The organism is Streptomyces guryensis (assembly GCF_021261325.1).
GTDB classification, from domain to species: Bacteria; Actinomycetota; Actinomycetes; order Streptomycetales; family Streptomycetaceae; genus Streptomyces; species Streptomyces guryensis.
On record NZ_JAJSBI010000018.1, the window covers coordinates 98,673 to 114,250 of the forward strand.

At 70.5% G+C, this 15,578-nt stretch carries 11 protein-coding genes and 2 pseudogenes; 5 read left to right on the forward strand and 8 right to left on the reverse strand.

The window, feature by feature from the left end; genetic code table 11:
- Positions 1-45: 45 nt before the first annotated feature.
- Positions 46-870, reverse strand: coding sequence for a DUF1684 domain-containing protein (locus LJ657_RS30665; RefSeq protein WP_232652095.1), 825 nt, complete (start codon positions 868-870; stop codon positions 46-48).
- A gap of 78 nt (positions 871-948) precedes the next feature.
- Positions 949-1,380: pseudogene (locus tag LJ657_RS30670) on the reverse strand (LLM class flavin-dependent oxidoreductase); the annotation flags it as partial.
- Positions 1,381-1,728: 348 nt separating this feature from the next.
- Between LJ657_RS30670 and LJ657_RS30675 the strand changes: the two are divergent.
- The gene (locus LJ657_RS30675) at positions 1,729-4,077 is read left to right on the forward strand and encodes an MFS transporter (RefSeq protein WP_232652096.1); all 2,349 of its coding nucleotides are present in this window, start codon (positions 1,729-1,731) and stop codon (positions 4,075-4,077) included.
- Positions 4,078-4,281: 204 nt separating this feature from the next.
- Here LJ657_RS30675 and LJ657_RS30680 read toward each other — a convergent pair.
- The 4 genes and pseudogenes from LJ657_RS30680 to LJ657_RS30695 all read right to left on the reverse strand — a co-directional run.
- A pseudogene (locus tag LJ657_RS30680) lies at positions 4,282-5,346 on the reverse strand (arabinofuranosidase catalytic domain-containing protein); the annotation flags it as partial.
- A gap of 165 nt (positions 5,347-5,511) precedes the next feature.
- Positions 5,512-6,453 (reverse strand): SMP-30/gluconolactonase/LRE family protein, encoded by a 942-nt coding sequence (locus LJ657_RS30685; protein ID WP_232652097.1) that lies wholly within the window; start codon positions 6,451-6,453, stop codon positions 5,512-5,514.
- A gap of 167 nt (positions 6,454-6,620) precedes the next feature.
- On the reverse strand, positions 6,621-7,613 hold the full coding sequence (locus LJ657_RS30690; RefSeq protein ID WP_232652098.1) for an SMP-30/gluconolactonase/LRE family protein: 993 nt from the start codon (positions 7,611-7,613) through the stop codon (positions 6,621-6,623).
- Positions 7,614-7,663: 50 nt separating this feature from the next.
- Positions 7,664-8,443: an MBL fold metallo-hydrolase gene (locus LJ657_RS30695; RefSeq protein WP_232652099.1), complete on the reverse strand. Its 780-nt coding sequence runs from the start codon at positions 8,441-8,443 to the stop codon at positions 7,664-7,666.
- Positions 8,444-8,570: 127 nt separating this feature from the next.
- Between LJ657_RS30695 and LJ657_RS30700 the strand changes: the two genes are divergently transcribed.
- Both LJ657_RS30700 and LJ657_RS30705 read left to right on the forward strand, forming a co-directional pair.
- Positions 8,571-9,491 carry a helix-turn-helix domain-containing protein gene (locus LJ657_RS30700; protein ID WP_232652100.1) on the forward strand — a complete coding sequence of 307 codons (921 nt, stop codon included), beginning with the start codon at positions 8,571-8,573 and terminating at the stop codon, positions 9,489-9,491.
- A gap of 66 nt (positions 9,492-9,557) precedes the next feature.
- Positions 9,558-10,583, forward strand: a complete 1,026-nt coding sequence (locus tag LJ657_RS30705) for a hypothetical protein (protein WP_232652101.1) — start codon at positions 9,558-9,560, stop codon at positions 10,581-10,583.
- A 41-nt stretch (positions 10,584-10,624) separates the two neighbouring features.
- On the opposite strand, the gene LJ657_RS30710 is transcribed toward LJ657_RS30705, so the two are convergent.
- Entirely contained in the window at positions 10,625-11,269 is a 645-nt protein-coding gene (locus LJ657_RS30710; protein ID WP_232652102.1) for a hypothetical protein, read from the reverse strand.
- A 273-nt stretch (positions 11,270-11,542) separates the two neighbouring features.
- Positions 11,543-12,547, reverse strand: a complete 1,005-nt coding sequence (locus tag LJ657_RS30715) for an aldo/keto reductase (protein WP_232652103.1) — start codon at positions 12,545-12,547, stop codon at positions 11,543-11,545.
- Positions 12,548-12,636: 89 nt separating this feature from the next.
- Between LJ657_RS30715 and LJ657_RS30720 the strand changes: the two genes are divergently transcribed.
- Both LJ657_RS30720 and LJ657_RS30725 read left to right on the forward strand, forming a co-directional pair.
- Positions 12,637-13,551 carry an AraC family transcriptional regulator gene (locus LJ657_RS30720; protein ID WP_232652104.1) on the forward strand — a complete coding sequence of 305 codons (915 nt, stop codon included), beginning with the start codon at positions 12,637-12,639 and terminating at the stop codon, positions 13,549-13,551.
- A gap of 121 nt (positions 13,552-13,672) precedes the next feature.
- Positions 13,673-15,577, forward strand: coding sequence for an ABC transporter ATP-binding protein (locus LJ657_RS30725; protein WP_232652105.1), 1,905 nt, complete (start codon positions 13,673-13,675; stop codon positions 15,575-15,577).
- The last annotated feature ends 1 nt before the right edge of the window (position 15,578 follow it).

Below are 15,578 nucleotides of genomic sequence, written 5' to 3' on the forward strand. Positions count from 1 at the left end.
GGTCATGCCGAAGTCGGCCGCGATTCGCGCGAGGGTCGCGCGGGGTCAGGAACCGCCGCGTTCGCGGGGGATCTTCAGACCCGCCTCGATCGCCACCGGCAGGCGGTTCTCGGCCGGAGGCAGCGGGCAGGTGGCCAGGTCCGTGTAGGCGCACGGGAGGTTCGCGGCGCGGTTGAAGTCGAGGACGACCGTACCGTCGGCGGTGGGCGGGGCGACGGCCAGGGACCGGTTGGCGGCGTAGGTGGTGACTCCGGAGGTCTCGTCGGTGAACAGGATCATCAGGCTGCCCGCATCGCGTCCCGGGAACGCGGTCAGGGACAGCGCTTGCCCGTCCAGTTCGAACTCGACCCTGCCCAGAGCGTCGTACACATGCTCAAGGCCCTCGACCGCGGCGCCCACGGTGGTCGGCCGCGGCTCGTCGAAGGGGATGTAGCGGCCTGTCACGGCCCAGCGTGGGTCGGGCGCGTAGGCGGGTGTTCCGGGGAAGGCCGTGCGCAGCTGTGCGTCCGGGTGACGGGGGCGCACGATGTCATGGCCACCGCGCTTGGCGACCTCGATGACGGCGTCTCCCCAGACCGCGTGGACGTCGCTGCGCTCCGGCAGCAAACCGAAGCGGTGTTCACCCCGCACCGGCGTTCCGTCGACGGCCAGTTCCTCGCCCTCGTCGAGGGTGACGACGATCCCCTCGGGGCCGGTGTGCCATGCGCCGGGCGCGTCGGGGAAGCGCTGCGGCCGGTCGTCGAGCCAGTGCAGGCCGGTGACCGCCAGGAACCCGTGCGGGTCGGCGAGCCGGGCCTCCTGGGTGCGGTACCAGTTCAGCCAGGTCTCGGTGAAGGCCTGGAGGTCCGTCACGGTCGCCTCGGTGGTCATATGTTTCCTACCTTTCTCAGTGGGGGAGCGGGGTTCGGCTTGGTGCAGGTGTGCCGGCCGGTGGCCCGTCGTGCGTACTCAGCCGGCGGCCAGTTCGCCGAGGAGGGCCCAGGTGCGTCGGCGGTCCGCCTCTCCGGCGATCTCGGTGCCCGAGAACACGACCTCGGTGGCGCCGGCGTCGCGGTAGCGCCGTACCTCGGCCTCGACCGCCTTCTCGTCGCCGATCACGGCCAGGTCGGCGGCCCGTCGGCCACCGGAGAGTTCGATGACCCGTGCGTAGGACGGGATCTGTTCGTAGAACGCGAGGTTCTCGGTGGCCGTCGCCCGTACCGCGGCCACGTCGTCCGTGACCACGCCGGGCACCAGGGCCACGATCCGCGGCGCGGGACGGCCGGCGGCCTCGGCCGCTGCGGTCAGGGCGGGGACGATGTGCTCCGCCAGCGCGCGCGGCCCCGCCAGATACGGCAGGATCCCGTCCGCCGGCTCACCGCTGACCCGCAGCGCCTGCGGCCTCCCGGGCCAACTGCACGGTGGAGTCGACCTGGTTCTGTGCGTCGGACGCGTTGAGCGTTACTCCAACTGTCATGCCAGTCGGAACGGACGCGGGCCGAACCCGCATTCCGGTATGCGTGTGACAGCTTCTTGTCAGTCATGTGTACGGGAGCCGGTACGTCATGTGACCTGTCCCACAGGTGAGATGGCGCGAATCGAAACGATTGTGTTTCGCGGTCATGCTGCCTACATTTGCTGTACGAAACCGTTTCGGACCGATGGTGGGCGAGGGGCACTCTGGCCGACGCACAACCGAACCAGCTGAAGCGCAACCGAACCATCAAAGCCCCTTGAGGGGAGTTCATCTTGGAAGCCATCCCGGTCGCCACCGTCCAGGCCGGGCCGCCGTCCGGCCAGACCCACGCTCGCGCGAACCATCGATGGTGGGCCCTGGCCGTGATCGGCCTCGCTCAACTCATGGTGGTGCTCGACGCCACCATCGTGAACATCGCGCTGCCGTCCGCCCAACAAGACCTGGGCTTCGACAACAACGGGCGGCAGTGGATCGTCACCGCCTACTCCCTGGCCTTCGGCAGTCTGTTGCTGCTCGGCGGCCGGCTCGCCGACCTCTTCGGCCGCAAGACGACCTTCATCGTCGGCATCGTCGGCTTCGCCGCCGCGTCCGCGATCGGCGGCGCCGCCAACGGCTTCACCATGCTCGTCGTCGCGCGCGCGGTGCAGGGACTGTTCGGCGCGCTGCTCGCTCCCGCGGCGCTGTCCTTGCTGACCACGACATTCACCGAACCCAAGGAACGCGCCAGGGCGTTCGGGATATTCGGCGCCATCGCCGGCTCCGGCGCGGCCGTCGGCCTGGTCCTGGGCGGCCTGCTCACCGAGTACCTGGACTGGCGCTGGACGCTGTACGTCAACGACGCCATCGCCGTTCCCGCACTGATCGGCGCGATCGTCCTCATCGGCCGCTCCGTCCCGGCCGAACGGCCGAAGCTGGACATCCTCGGCGCGGCCCTGGTCTCCGGCGGCCTGTTCGGCGTCGTCTACGGCTTCGCCAACGCGGAGACGCACGACTGGGGCAACTGGATGACCTGGGGCTTTCTCGCCGCGGGTGGAGTCCTGCTGGTGGCGTTCTTCCTCTGGCAGACCCGTGCCGAGCACCCCGTACTGCCACTGCGCGTCCTGGCCGACCGTGACCGCGCCGCCGCCCTGTCGACCATCCTCATCTCGTCCGCCGGCATGTTCGGGGTCTTCCTCTTCCTCACCTACTACCTGCAGTCCACGCTGGGCTACTCGCCGGTGAAGAACGGGGTGGCCTTCCTGCCGATGGTGGGCGCGCTGATGGTCCTGGCCCAGCTGTCCACCAACTGGCTGGTGCCGAAGGTCGGCCCCAGGATCGTGGTGCCCGCCGGCATGCTGCTGGCCGCGGGAGGCATGGTCTGGCTGACCCGCCTCGGCCTGGACAGCAGCTACGCGGCTCATGTGCTGCCCCCGCTGCTGCTGCTCGGCGCGGGACTCGGCATGTCGATGCCCGCCGCGATGAGCTACGCCACCCTCGGGGTGCAGGCGAGCGACCAGGGCGTGGCATCGGCGGCCCTCAACACCACACAGCAGGTGGGCGGTTCGATCAGCACCGCGCTGCTGAACACCCTGGCGGCCACCGCTGCCACCAACTACGCGAAGGACCACCTGTCCGACCCGCTGGTCAAGGCGAACGCGGCGCTGCACAGCTACGAGGTCGCCTACTGGTGGTCGGCCGGCTTCTTCGCCTTCGCCGTGATCGTCACGGCGCTGCTGTTCCGGGCCAAGAGGCGCGTGAACGCGTCCGCGGAGGATTCCGAGGCCCAGGCCTCTGCCACGGCCGCACCCGACGTCGCGGCGGCCGCGCGCACTTTCCCCACGGCCGGGATTCCGGCCGGCGGCGCGCTCGGCGCGGAGGCAGGCGGTGCGGTCGCCGTCCGCGGCCAGGTGCGGAACGGCGCGGGCACACCCGTACCAGGTGCCGCGATCACCCTTTTGGACACAGCGGGCCGCCAACTGGCCCGCGCCACCACAAGGGATGACGGAACGTACGCGGTGGACTCTCCCGAGCGCGGCAGCCTCGTCCTCATCGGCTCGGCACCCGGTCACCAGCCACAGGTCGCCACTCTGGCGCTGAACGGCACACCCGTCATCCACGACCTCGTCATACTTCCCAGCACCATCGCCCTGGCGGGGACGGTGCGCGGGTCGGACGGTGAGGTCCTGTCCGGCGCGCTGGTGGTGGCCACCGACCAGCACGGTGACGTGGCGGCCTCCACCACCACCGGAACCGACGGCGGTTACCGGATCAGCGAGCTGCTGCCCGGCGACTACACACTCAGCGTCAGCGCGCTGGGTCACCGCCCGGCCGCCGTACCTGCCGTCGTATCCGTCGAGAGCACCCGTTGCGACGTGCGGCTTTCCACCGCGGCGACGCTGCGGGGCACGGTACACACGTCCGACGGACGGACGCTGGACGATGCCCAGGTCACCCTGGTCGACGCCGCCGGCAATGTCGTGGGGACGCATACCACGGGCGTCGACGGGAGTTACGTCTTCACCGACCTCTCCAGCCAGCAGTACACCCTGATCGCCAGCGGCTACCCGGCGGTGGCCACCCAGGTCACGGTGAACGGCAGCCAGGACGGCGTCGATATTCTGCTGGGCCACAAAGAGGCGTAGGCACCGGCCGACCCACCGCAACGTCCGCCGCTCGGGAGCATCCGGGCGGCGGACGTCGTATGTGACCTCTGCGCGAGCACCACGGGCTGTCAGTCCCGGCCAACCAGTTCCTTGCCTGACCCGCTGCCCGGCCGGCTCGCGCAGTGAAGGGTCTTCGTGGGCGGAAGCCTGCGAAGACCCTTCGTGGGTGTGGTTCTACCTGCCGTAACCGGCTGCGGTGATGTTGGCCTGCACCGCGTTCTCCGTGGCGTCCGACGGATAGCCGGAGGTCATGACGCCTTCGTAGAAGGTGCCGGCGGATCCGTGGCTGTTGTCGCCGCCGATGCCGAGGATGATGGCTCCTTCCTTCCTCATCGGGTTGTAGCCGGCGACGTTGGGGCGGACCCCGTTGTAGAAGGTGGACAGGGAGCCGGACTGGGCGTTGCCGCCGCGGATGGCCCAGTGGTTGGGCCCGCCCTTGACGACCGCGGTGAGGTAACGGTGACTGATCGACGGGTCGTTGGCGTTGTACCGGGCGTTGACGCCGGAGAACAGGCCGTTTTCGAGGTCTGCCATGATCCAGGGACCGTTTCCGGTGCCGTAGCCCCAGACCTTGATGTTGCCGAAGTAGATGGCCTCCATGGTGCCGTTGCCGTTGTCCCGGCTGTTGGTCTCGGCGTTGCCGTAGTCGAAGCAGCAGCCGCCGTTGTAGTGCGTGCCGTCCAGGACGGCGTACATGCCCTCGGCCTGGTCGCCCTTGGCCACGCCGTTGGTGCTGTTGTTGCGGTATCCGGTGCCGGGGGCCACGTAGACGCCGTACGCCTTGTGTCCGGCGACCGTGATGGGTGCCGCGGTCGCGGCGGCCAGGTTGTCGTAGCCGCCCGCGGCCGGACCGGAGAAGCCTCCGGGGGGCGCCTGGGTGAGGCGGTTGTTGCGGCCGGACTGGTCGTAGATGACGGTGATCAGACAGCTGGTGCCGGCGCAGAAGGAGTCCTGCGCCGCGGCGTTGGCGACCCCGCCCGCGCCGAGGACGCCGATGTCGCGGGTGGCGTTGTCCCTGGCGCGGCGCACCTGGTAGAGAGGGCCGTTGTAGGAGGCGTACAACGCGCGGGTGGTGCTGTGGGCGGCCACGCAGGGGGTGCCGCCCGCGGCGTAGAGATCACAGGGCAGCGAGGTGGCGGCGGGTGCGGCCGGCGCGGCTGCGGTGAGCAGGCCCACGCTGAGCGCGGCGGCGGCGCCGGTGGCGAGCAGCGTGTGCCGCAGGGGACGTAACCGTGGTCGGAAGGGCATGAGCGGAGCTCCTTCGGGTGGGGGGTGTGGTCTCGCTCAGTGCCGGGGTCGAGGTCGTCGTCCGAGATGTCGAACGCCGATCGGGACTTCGGACTCTGAGGATGATAGGAACCCCGCCACAAACGTCAATCCCTGTCGCGTGATTCGCTGAAGTACCGAGGGCGATCAGCGGTCGAGATGGGCGACGAGCAGGTCGGGGTCCTTGTTCGTGAGGTACGCCGCGCTCGGGACGTACACCGTGTGACCGTGGACCGCCACGGAGGTCGGAGTCTGGAGGCCGTCGGCCGCGGTGAGTACGGCGGTGTGGGTGCCGTCGGGGCGGACGAGGTCGACCTGGTTGTCGTCGCGGGCGGCGAGGAGAGTGTCCCCGCGGTCGGTGAAGGCGAAGTCGTCGATGGAAGGCATGCCGCCGGCGTGCACCTGGATCCTGCCCGCGGTGCCGCGCGCCGTGACCGGGATGCGCAGGACCGTGCCCTTGTCGAGGTTGGTGGCCCAGACGGCTCCGTTGTGGAGCTTCAGGCCGTTGGCTCCGGCGAAGGTGCTGGGTTCGAGCGCCTCACCGCGGGCCCAGACGGTGACCTTGCCGCCGCGCGTGGGGAGGCGGTAGATGACGCCGTGGACGGAGTCCGTGACGTAGAGCCTTTGCGTGTGCTGGTCGAGGGCGAGACCGTTGGGCAGCCCGTCGGCGGGCAGGGCGGCGATCCGGTGCGGACGGCCACCGGGGCGGAGTGCCCAGACGCCGGTGAGGTCGGCGGTGCCGGTGGCGTAGGTGACGTAGAGGGTGCCGTCGTCGGCGCGGGCGATGCCGCCGACGAAGGCCTTGCCCAGGTTGGGGGTGCTCGCCTTCGCGGGAGCGGGGAGCGAGGCCAGCACATGCGCGCGTCCGCCGGGGGCGACGCGGACGATCTGCCGGGCGAAGGAGAAGGTCAGGTACGCCGATCCGGTGCGGTCGACGGTGATGTTCTCGGGCTGCTGCGAGGCCGCCAGGCTGAAGCGGGCCGCGATGCGGGGCTGGGAGAGGGGCTCGCCGGCGGCGGTGGCGGTCGCCGCGAAGGCCAGCAGGGACGCGGCGGTCGCGAGGGCGGTGACGGAGGTGCGCAGGTGCATCGGTGGTTCTCCGGGTGTGTTATCGGTGACGGTCTGCTGCCGGCCCGTGGGGATGGCGGGCCGGCGGGGGAGCGAGGGGGCGTACTGTTCGCCGGCTCAGGGGGGCGACGACGAGCGAGTCGAGTGGGACGGCTTGGCCGCCTCGAAGGGCACCGCCGTCCTGGTCGCTATGCGCAGTGGACGCGCACCACGTCGAACGGCAGGTGCGGATCTGCCATCTGGAACTGGAAGTTGACGATCAGCAGGTCACGACCGTCGAAGGCCGCTGTGGACGGGCTGTGCATGCCGTGGCCGTGGACGGTCCGCACGAGGTGGGCCCGGGTGTAGTCGTGGCTCAGCTTCAGGACCGCGATCTGACCGTCGGGGTTGTCGAGTTCGGTGACGGCGGTGAGGGTGTTGCCGCGCAGCAGCAGGCCGTCGCCGGAGATGCCCTTGGCGCCGCCGAGGTCGATCGGGACGACCTGGTGGGTGCGGAGGTCGACGCGGTAGAAGGCGTAGTCGTTGTAGTCGGCGAGCAGGACGTAGCGGCCGTCGTGGGTGACGACCAGGCCGTTTCCGTTGAAGCCCGCGTTGTAGACCATCGGGGTGTGGTTCAGGTCCACGCCCACGCGCAGGGGCTGGTGGACGGTACTGCCGCGCAGCTCCGCGGCGGTGATGTGCCACAGGGCCGGGTGCGTGGAGTCGGAGATGTAGGCGTCGCCGTTCGGGGCGAGGGCCACGTCGTTGAGGAAGACGTCGGTCCGGCCGGTGTCGAACACATGGAGCAGGGCGCGGGTACGGGTGTCGTAGACGAAGACCTTGCCGGTGGCGCCGCCGGCGACGATGAGCCGTCCCGCGCCGTCGGTCTTCATGCCGGCGACGGAGACGCGTCCGTCCTGGCCGCCCGGCAGGAACACCCGGGTCGCGGGCTGACGGATGTCGCCGCGGTAGATGGTGCCGTCGCTGGTGCTGCCGACGTAGAAGTAGGGCTTGCCGTGCTGCCGGGCGATGCCCTCCGGGTAGGTCTTGTCCCCGGGGATCGAGTAGCTGGCGGGCAGCGGTGCGGGGTGGTGGGCTGTGTCACCGCCGGAGGCGGCGAGGGCCGGGGCTGCGGCGCCCAGGACGAGGAGCGAGGCCACCGCGACGGCCGCGGTGCGGGTACGGCTTGGACGTTCCGACATGACAAGTCCTTCTGAACGGGGGGAAGTCGACAGGCGAGGGCCGGGGGCTCTCAGTGCCCGGCGCCGAAGAGGGACCGGTTCGCGATGTCGATCAGGAACGGTCCGACGTAGGAGGGGTAGCGGTCCACGATCGCCTTCTTGTACGCGTCGCCGTCGTCGCCGAGCAGTTCGCGGGCGTCGGCGAGGTAGCGGCGCACCTCCTCGTAGATCTCGGGCCCGGTGGGCAGTCCGTGACCGGCGAGGATCGTGTCGTAGCCGGGGTCGGCGGCCAGCGCGTCGACGGCCTGCTGCCAGCCGGTGATGTCGTTGTTGCCGAGGTAGAGGTGGACGTCGTTGTAGACCAGGTCCTGGGCGATCACCACGCCCTGCTGGGGCAGCTTGATCAGCAGTTCGTCGGCGGCCTCACCGCCGGACACGGCCTTGAAGACGAACGGGACGCCGTCGATGACCTCGGTTCCGGAGACGATGTCCACGGTCGGAGTGAAGTCGGCCACCGGGATGATCAGGCCCGTCGGCAGTTGGCTGTCGCCGCGCGCGGTGATCTGCTCGCGTACCTCGGCCAGGGCGTGGACGGGCACGCCGAAGCGGGCGGCGCCGTTGTAGTGGTCCGGGTGCGCGTGGGTGACGATCAGGCGGTCCAGCGGCTTGCCGAGCCCCTTGGCGTAGGCGACGACCTCGTCGGCGTAGGCGGGAAGCAGCTGGGCGTCGACCGCGACGAGCCGCGCCGGGGTCTCGATCAGCTGGGTGGTGGCGTGGAAGGTGTCGGCCGAAGACATGTAGCTGTGGATGCGGACCGCGCCCTTGTCGAGGACCGTGACCGTGCCGTTCATGGGGTGCTCCTTGCGGTGAAGGCGGCCTATCGCCGCCTCGGTGACCACCACTCTCGCTGCGAAACCGCAGGCAGACGAGATACGCTGAAGACCGGGCATGGTAAATCGAGGACATTCGGAGATCGCGATGCTTTCCGCGGATCATGACGGCGGGGACCCCTCACAGGGCGACGCCATCCTCCGGCTCGACTTCAGACCGCCCACCGAGCACGTCCCCGGCTTCGAGATCATCGACCTGGCGACCCTGCACGAGCGGCGCAGGCGGCGGGGTCGGCGGTCCGACCTGGTGCACCGGGTCGACTTCCACACCCTCACCCTGATCACCGAGGGCAGCGGGGAGCACGCCATCGACTTCGTGACCTATCCGTGCCGCCCCGGCACGCTGCTGTGGGTCCGGCCCGGTCAGGTGCAGAGCTTCGTGCGGCCGGGCACCGCGGGCGGCACGCATCTGCTGTTCACTCCGGCCTTCCCGCCGCACACCAGCAGCGCCGACCGGTTGGTCAAGGAGTGGTACGGGCCGGGGTGCCGGCAGCTGGGAGCGCGTCCCGAGTACGCCGTACTGTCCACCCTGCTGGGGCAGCTGCGGGCGGAGTACGGCCGACCGCAGCAGGAGGTGTCCGCGGAGATCCTGCAACTCCTGCTCGCCACCGTGCTGTTGCAGATCCACCGGCTGCCGCACCCCGAGGGCGGGGGCGACCCGTACGCCGGCGGCGAGGCCTACGCCCGCTTCCGCGCCGAACTGGAGCGCTCCTACGCCACCACGCGCCGCGCCGCCGACTACGCCCACCGCCTCGGCTACACCGTCAAGACCCTCACCCGCGCCTGCGTGGCCGCCACCGGACAGCCGGTCAAACAGGTCATCGACGGACGGGTCGGCCTGGAAGCGCAACGCCTGCTCGCCCACACCGGCGAACCGGTGGCGACCATCGCCCGCCGACTCGGTTTCGTGGAACCCACCAACTTCGGCAAGTTCTTCACCCGCCACACGGGAATGACTCCGGGCGCCTTCCGTCAGACCCAGCAGGGCGATCGGACGCTCAAGCCCTGATCGCGCCGACGAAGATCAGGCGAGTCCGTCCACTGCACGGGCCGCGCTTGGCGGACACTGGATGTCATGACGCGCAAGCCCGGCCATCCGTCCCGTCGCGCCGTGCTGCTGGGCGCGACCGGCGGTCTCGTCGGCGTGGCGGCCTGCTCCGGCGGCTCCTCGCACACCGCCCCGTCGCAGTCGACCACCGCCCGTTCCGGGGCGGCCTCCGCCGCTTCCGGGTCGGACACGGCGTCCCCGCCCACCACGCAGGCCGCCACCCTGCCGCGCACCACGCCGTGGCGCCCCACCTCGGCCGAGATCACTCCGGCCGCCAAACTCCGTGCCGTTCAGGTCGTCGAGGCGATCGGGGCGTGGCCGGAGGGCAAGGCCGGCGCGGCCGCGGCAAAGGCCCGGGTGGCCGCGCTCCGGCTGCCGACCGGCCTCGTCGACGAGGCCGGCCCGCTGTTGCCGGACGCGGACGCGGCCGCGCTGCAGGTGGTCGACGCCCAGTACGGCGGCATCCTCACCGACTCCGCGAGCGTTCTCGTCGTATGCCGTCAGTGGACCCGCCGCGCCGGCACGGTGAGCGCCGGCGGCACGACGGTCGACGTACGGCTGACCCGCGCGGCCTCCGGCTGGACGGTGACCGCTCTGCACCCGGCCCGGCCGGGAGCCGCCGCGTCGGCGCTGCCCGTCCGCGCCCGGGAGGTCCTGTCCGACTCCCGTGTCGAACTGCCGCCCGCCGCACAGGCCGACCTGCGCAGCGGGCGCGTCCACGACAGTGTTCTCGCGGCGCTGCTGCGTCTGGCGGGCAGCTACCGGATGTACGTCAGCGTCGTGCGCTCCGGCCACCCCCTCGACGTCTTCGGCACCAGCCGCCCCAGCGACCATCCGCTCGGGCGGGCCTTCGACGTATGGCAGATCGACGGTCACGCGGTGGTCGATCCGGCCACTTCCCGCAGTCTGATCGAGCGCTTCATGCGGGACGCGGCAGCGGCCGGTTCCTACAACGTCGGCGGCCCCGTGCTCTTGTCGGGCGGTGCCGCCGCCAACCAGTTCTTCAGCGACGACACCCACCACGACCACGTGCACATCGGCTTCGACCGCTGACCTTGTCCGAATCGCTTCCGTTCAGGTGACCGACTGCGGCGTCACAGCCCGTCGCGCACCATGGCGGCGACGATCCGGACGTGGCGGTCGGCCGCCGTGTTCGAGAACTCGTTCTCGTAGTTGAGTCCGTAGGGCCAGAAGTGGCCACCGCCGGTGGACAGCGTGGCGCCCGAGCCGTCGAACTGCTTGACGAGGGCGGTGGCCTGCGCGCCGTGCCACGTCCCGCCGCTCGCCAGGGTGTTCCAGCTGGCGTTGGTGCCCACGCCGATGGTGTGGGCTATCTCGTGCAGGGCGGTCCGCTCGGTCATGTAACTGCGGTTGCTGCCGAAACGGATGGTTCCGTTGTTGCTGCCGTCGGCGGTGGAAACGCTCGGGTCATAGCGGACGGTGATGCTCTTGCCGAGGTCGCTGAGGTTGTTGTAGCGGGCCACCGCGGCGTTCATGGCCTTGGTGATCAGGTCGTACGCCGTCTGCTGGTCCTGGGTGGGGTTGCCCGCCCGTTCCAGGGACCAGGTGATGGTGGCCGCGGCCGCCTGTTCCCGGGCGACCGGTGCCGGCTGCTGCGGAGTCGCCTGGGCTATGCCCGGTCCCGCGAGCAGGGCGGCCGCCAGCGCGGCGGCGGCCAGTTTGCCGCGCCGGGAGATGACCGTTCGGTCAGTGCGCTCCTGGGTGCGTCGTGGACTCATGTGGGGGCCTCCTGTGTGGGGGGTTTGCCGTCGTGTGTGGGGTGACGGACGAGGCAAGAGGGCATGGGGGAGCGCCCCGACAACGGGTGCCTCGGTCAAGGGCGCATGGTCGTTTCGGCTGTGGGGCGTCGTGTGGCGAGAGTGTCGATCGGGGTGTGGTGCAACGTCAAGAGGTGTCGAACGATGTCCTGCCGGCCGAACCAACTGCTCCGGATGACGCCAACGGGCGCCATCGAACCCCGAGTTGGAGGATGGCGCCCGTTGGCGACTGCGCTACCAGGTGGGCATGAAGGCCGCCGGGTAGCGGGACCCGGCCGAGCCGTGCGGGAGGATCTCCTGGATGCGTGCGAGGTCCTCGGCGGTGAGGGTGACGTGCGCGGCGGCGACGTTCTCCGCCAGGCGCTGGGGGCTGCGGGTGCCCGGGATCGGGACGATGTCGTCGCCCTGGGCCAGCAGCCAGGCGAGGGCGAGCTGGGTCACCGCGATGCCCTTGCTCTCCGCGAGGGCCGTCAACTCGCGTACGGCGGCGAGGTTCTTCTCGTAGTTGCCGGGCTGCCAGCGCTCGTCCCAGCTGCGCATGTCGTCGGCCGGGTACTCGGCGGCCGACTTCACCGCACCGGTGAGGAAGCCGCGGCCCAGCGGGGAGTACGGCACGAAACCGATGCCCAACTCGCGGACGACCGGGAGCACTTCGGCCTCTACGGCCCGCTCGAACACGGAGTACTCGGTCTGCAGCACGGACACCGGGTGGACGGCGTGCGCGCGGCGGATGATGTCGGGGCCGGCCTCGCTCAGCCCGAAGTAGCGCACCTTGCCTTCGGCGATCAGTTCGCCGACCGTGCCGGCCACGTCCTCGATGGGGACGTCCGGGTCGACGCGGTGCTGGTAGAGCACGTCGATGTGGTCGGTGCCCAGGTGGCGCAGGCTGTTCTCGGTGACCTCGCGGATGTGCTCGGGACGGCTGTCGAGGGCGCCCATCCTGGCGGGGTCGCTCAGGTCGAAGCCGAACTTGGTGGCGAGGACGACGTCGTCGCGGACGTCCTTCAGGGCGCGGCCGAGCAGCTGCTCGTTGCTGCCTGTTCCCATGCCGTACAGCTCGGCGGTGTCGAAGAGGGTGACGCCGAGCTCGTACGCACGGCGGATGGTGGCGGCGCCGCCCTCTTCGTCCGCGGCGCCGTACGCCATGGTCATGCCCATCGTGCCCAGGCCGACGGCGGCGACCTCCAGACCCTGGGTGCCGAGGGTGCGGTGCGGGAGCGTGTTGTCGTGCTGTGTCATGCCGTCGACGCTAGGGGCGCCGCGCGGGGAGATCATGGGGCGCCGGTCGCATAGTATTGCCTGATTCTCTCACTCAAAGGGTGTGCCTCATGCTGGACGGGATGACCGAGGCCATCGGGCGGCACTGTCAGGGGCTGTGGTCCGAGACCGCCGTGCCCAGGATGTCCCTGGTAGCGCTCGACGAGCTGATCGAGCCCATCGAGGTGATGTACGAGCCCATGATCTGCTTCATCGCCGACGGCGCCAAGCGCACCGCGGTGGGTGAGTGGAGCTGGGTCACACCGCCTGGCGAGATGGCCCTGTTCACCCTCGACCTGCCGGTCACCGCCGCCTTCGAGAAGGTGCCCTACCGGGCCGCGGTCATGCGGCTCGACGCCGAGGTGCTCGCCGCCGTACAGCTGGAACTGGACGAGGCGGGCCCGCCGTCGCCGCCGGCCGCCGCCGCGGCGGTCACCGCACCGATGGCGCCGGAACTCGTCGACGCGATCACCCGCTGGATCCGCCTCCTCGACACACCGGAGGACACGCGCCCCCTGGCGCCCCGCATCGAGAGCGAGATCCTCTACCGGCTGCTGCGCAGCCCGCTCGGCCCCGTGCTGCGCCACTGGTCCCTGGCCGACTCCGCCGCCGCCCGCATCCGCACCGTGGCCCGCTGGATCTGCGACCACTACACCGAACCGCTCGGCATCGACGAGATCGCCGAGATGGCCCGGATGAGCCCGGCCACCCTGCACCGCCACTTCAAGGCGGCCACCGGCATGAGCCCGATGAGGTTCCAGAAGCACCTGCGGCTGCGGGAGGCGCGACGGCGCCTGTTCGCGGGCGATGTGACGGCGGCCCAGGTCGCCCAGGCGGTCGGATACGTCAGCGCGACCCAGTTCAACCGCGAGTACCGAAGCGCCTACGGACTGCCGCCCGGCCAGGACGCGGCACGCCTGCGCGCCCGCCTCAGCGAAGCCGGGCAGGTTCCGGTGCTGCTCGACGGGGCCGGGGTGAAACCGTGACGGGCACAGCCCGGCGAGTGACACAGGGGACGAAGGCACCCATCAGCCCAAAAAACGCTTGGACGCCGTGGGTGCCGTCGCGGGACACTCCCATCCCGCCGCTCAACCACACGGGATCGGGATGGGATTACCTCAAGCAAACAAGGTGCCCCCGCGCAGGGGCTCCGTGCTCCTCGCACTTCGTTACTACGGACGGGAGTTGGGCAGGCTGCGCCGGTGGGCCGTGCCCGGCATGCTGCTCCCGGCACTCGGCAACATCGGGATCAGCTACATCGCGCCGCTGGTCGTCGCGAAGCTCGTCGGCCGTATCGCCTCGGACGCCGGTATCGGGATCGGCTCGACACTGCCGTACGTCCTCGCCTTCGCCGCTGCCCTGCTGCTCGCGGAGGCGCTGTGGCGGATGGGTCTGCACTGCCTGAACCGGCTCGACGCGCTCGGCATCGAGCATCTGTACGTGCTCGGCATGGACGAGCTGTTCGCCAAGGACGCCGCGTTCTTCCACGACAACTTCGCCGGGGCGCTCACCAAGCGGGTGCTGAGTTTCGCCTCCCGCTTCGAGGAGTTCGCCGACACACTCACCTTCAACATCATGGGCAGCCTCGTGCCACTGGTGTTCGGTTCGGTGGTGCTGTGGCGCTACGAACCGCTGCTCGTCGTCGGGCTGTTGGTGATGATCGCGGTGACGGCGCTGTGCGTCGCGCCGCTCATCCGGCGCCGTCAGCGGCTCGTCGACCAGCGGGAGGAGGCGATCGCACGGGTGTCGGGTCATGTCGCCGACAGTCTGATGAACATGGACACGGTCCGGGCCTTCGCCGCGGAGCGCCGTGAGGCCGCCGAGCACCGTACCCGCGTCGCCCACTCGCGGCGGCTCACGCTGAGGTCGTGGGACTACGGCAACCTGCGCATCGACACGCTGGTCGCGCCTATGTCCGTACTGACCAATGTGCTGGGCCTGCTGCTCGCGGTCGCGCTCGGCGGTGGCGCGCACGGGGTGGAGGCGGTCGTGGTCGCCTTCACGTACTACAGCAACGCCACGAAGATCATGTTCGAGTTCAACCAGATCTACCGCCGCCTGGAGAGCTCGATGACGGAGGCCGCACAGTTCACCGAGCTGCTGCTGGTTCCGCCGACCGTGCTCGACCCGGCGTCGCCGGAGCAGCCGCTGCCGGGGCCCGCCGACGTCCGCTTCGAGCGGGTGACCTTCGCCCACGGCGGAGGGCGTCCGCTCTTCCAGGGCCTCGATCTGTCCGTGTCCAGCGGGACGAGGATCGGGCTCGTCGGCCGCTCGGGCGGCGGCAAGACCACGCTGTCACGGCTCCTCCTGCGGATGATGGACATCGACGCCGGCCGGATCCTGATCGGCGGCCAGGACATCAGCAGGATGCGCCAGGCCGACCTGCGCGGACTGATCGCCTACGTGCCGCAGGACCCGGCGATGTTCCACCGCACGCTGAAGGAGAACATCGCCTTCGCCCGGCCGGACGCCACCGACGCCGAGATCCGCCGCGCGGCCGAGGCGGCGCATGTCACCGAGTTCGCCGACGCGCTGCCGGACGGCTTCGACACCATGGTCGGCGAGCGCGGCATCAAACTCTCCGGCGGACAGCGCCAGCGGGTCGCCCTGGCCCGCGCGATCCTGCGGGACGCGCCGGTCCTGCTGCTCGACGAGGCGACCAGCGCTCTGGACTCCGAGAGCGAGACCCTGGTCCAGGAGGCGCTGTGGCGGCTCATGGAAGGGCGGACGGCGCTCGTGGTGGCGCACCGGTTGTCCACGGTCGCCGGCATGGACCGGCTCGTCGTCCTCGACCGCGGACGGATCGTCGAGCAGGGCACGCACCAGGAACTGCTCGCTTCGGAGGGTGCCTACGCGAAGCTGTGGCAGCACCAGTCGGGCGGCTTCCTCGACGACAGTGCCGTGGAGGACGGTGCCGTGGACGACAGGGCCGCCGCGGGCAGCGCCGTGGACGACAGGGCCGCCGCGGGCAGTGCCGTGGAGGACAGTCCCGCCCGCGCCGATCTGCACTGAA

Excerpts from the sequence above, each read along its gene's own strand:
- LJ657_RS30715 (WP_232652103.1), bottom strand. The coding sequence starts at position 12,547 with ATGACACAGCACGACAACACGCTCCCGCACCGCACCCTCGGCACCCAG.
- LJ657_RS30690 (WP_232652098.1), bottom strand. The coding sequence starts at position 7,613 with ATGTCGGAACGTCCAAGCCGTACCCGCACCGCGGCCGTCGCGGTGGCC.
- LJ657_RS30720 (WP_232652104.1), top strand. The coding sequence starts at position 12,637 with ATGCTGGACGGGATGACCGAGGCCATCGGGCGGCACTGTCAGGGGCTG.
- LJ657_RS30665 (WP_232652095.1), bottom strand. The coding sequence starts at position 870 with ATGACCACCGAGGCGACCGTGACGGACCTCCAGGCCTTCACCGAGACC.
- LJ657_RS30710 (WP_232652102.1), bottom strand. The coding sequence starts at position 11,269 with ATGAGTCCACGACGCACCCAGGAGCGCACTGACCGAACGGTCATCTCC.
- LJ657_RS30685 (WP_232652097.1), bottom strand. The coding sequence starts at position 6,453 with ATGCACCTGCGCACCTCCGTCACCGCCCTCGCGACCGCCGCGTCCCTG.
- LJ657_RS30700 (WP_232652100.1), top strand. The coding sequence starts at position 8,571 with ATGCTTTCCGCGGATCATGACGGCGGGGACCCCTCACAGGGCGACGCC.
- LJ657_RS30695 (WP_232652099.1), bottom strand. The coding sequence starts at position 8,443 with ATGAACGGCACGGTCACGGTCCTCGACAAGGGCGCGGTCCGCATCCAC.
- LJ657_RS30705 (WP_232652101.1), top strand. The coding sequence starts at position 9,558 with ATGACGCGCAAGCCCGGCCATCCGTCCCGTCGCGCCGTGCTGCTGGGC.
- LJ657_RS30725 (WP_232652105.1), top strand. The coding sequence starts at position 13,673 with ATGGGATTACCTCAAGCAAACAAGGTGCCCCCGCGCAGGGGCTCCGTG.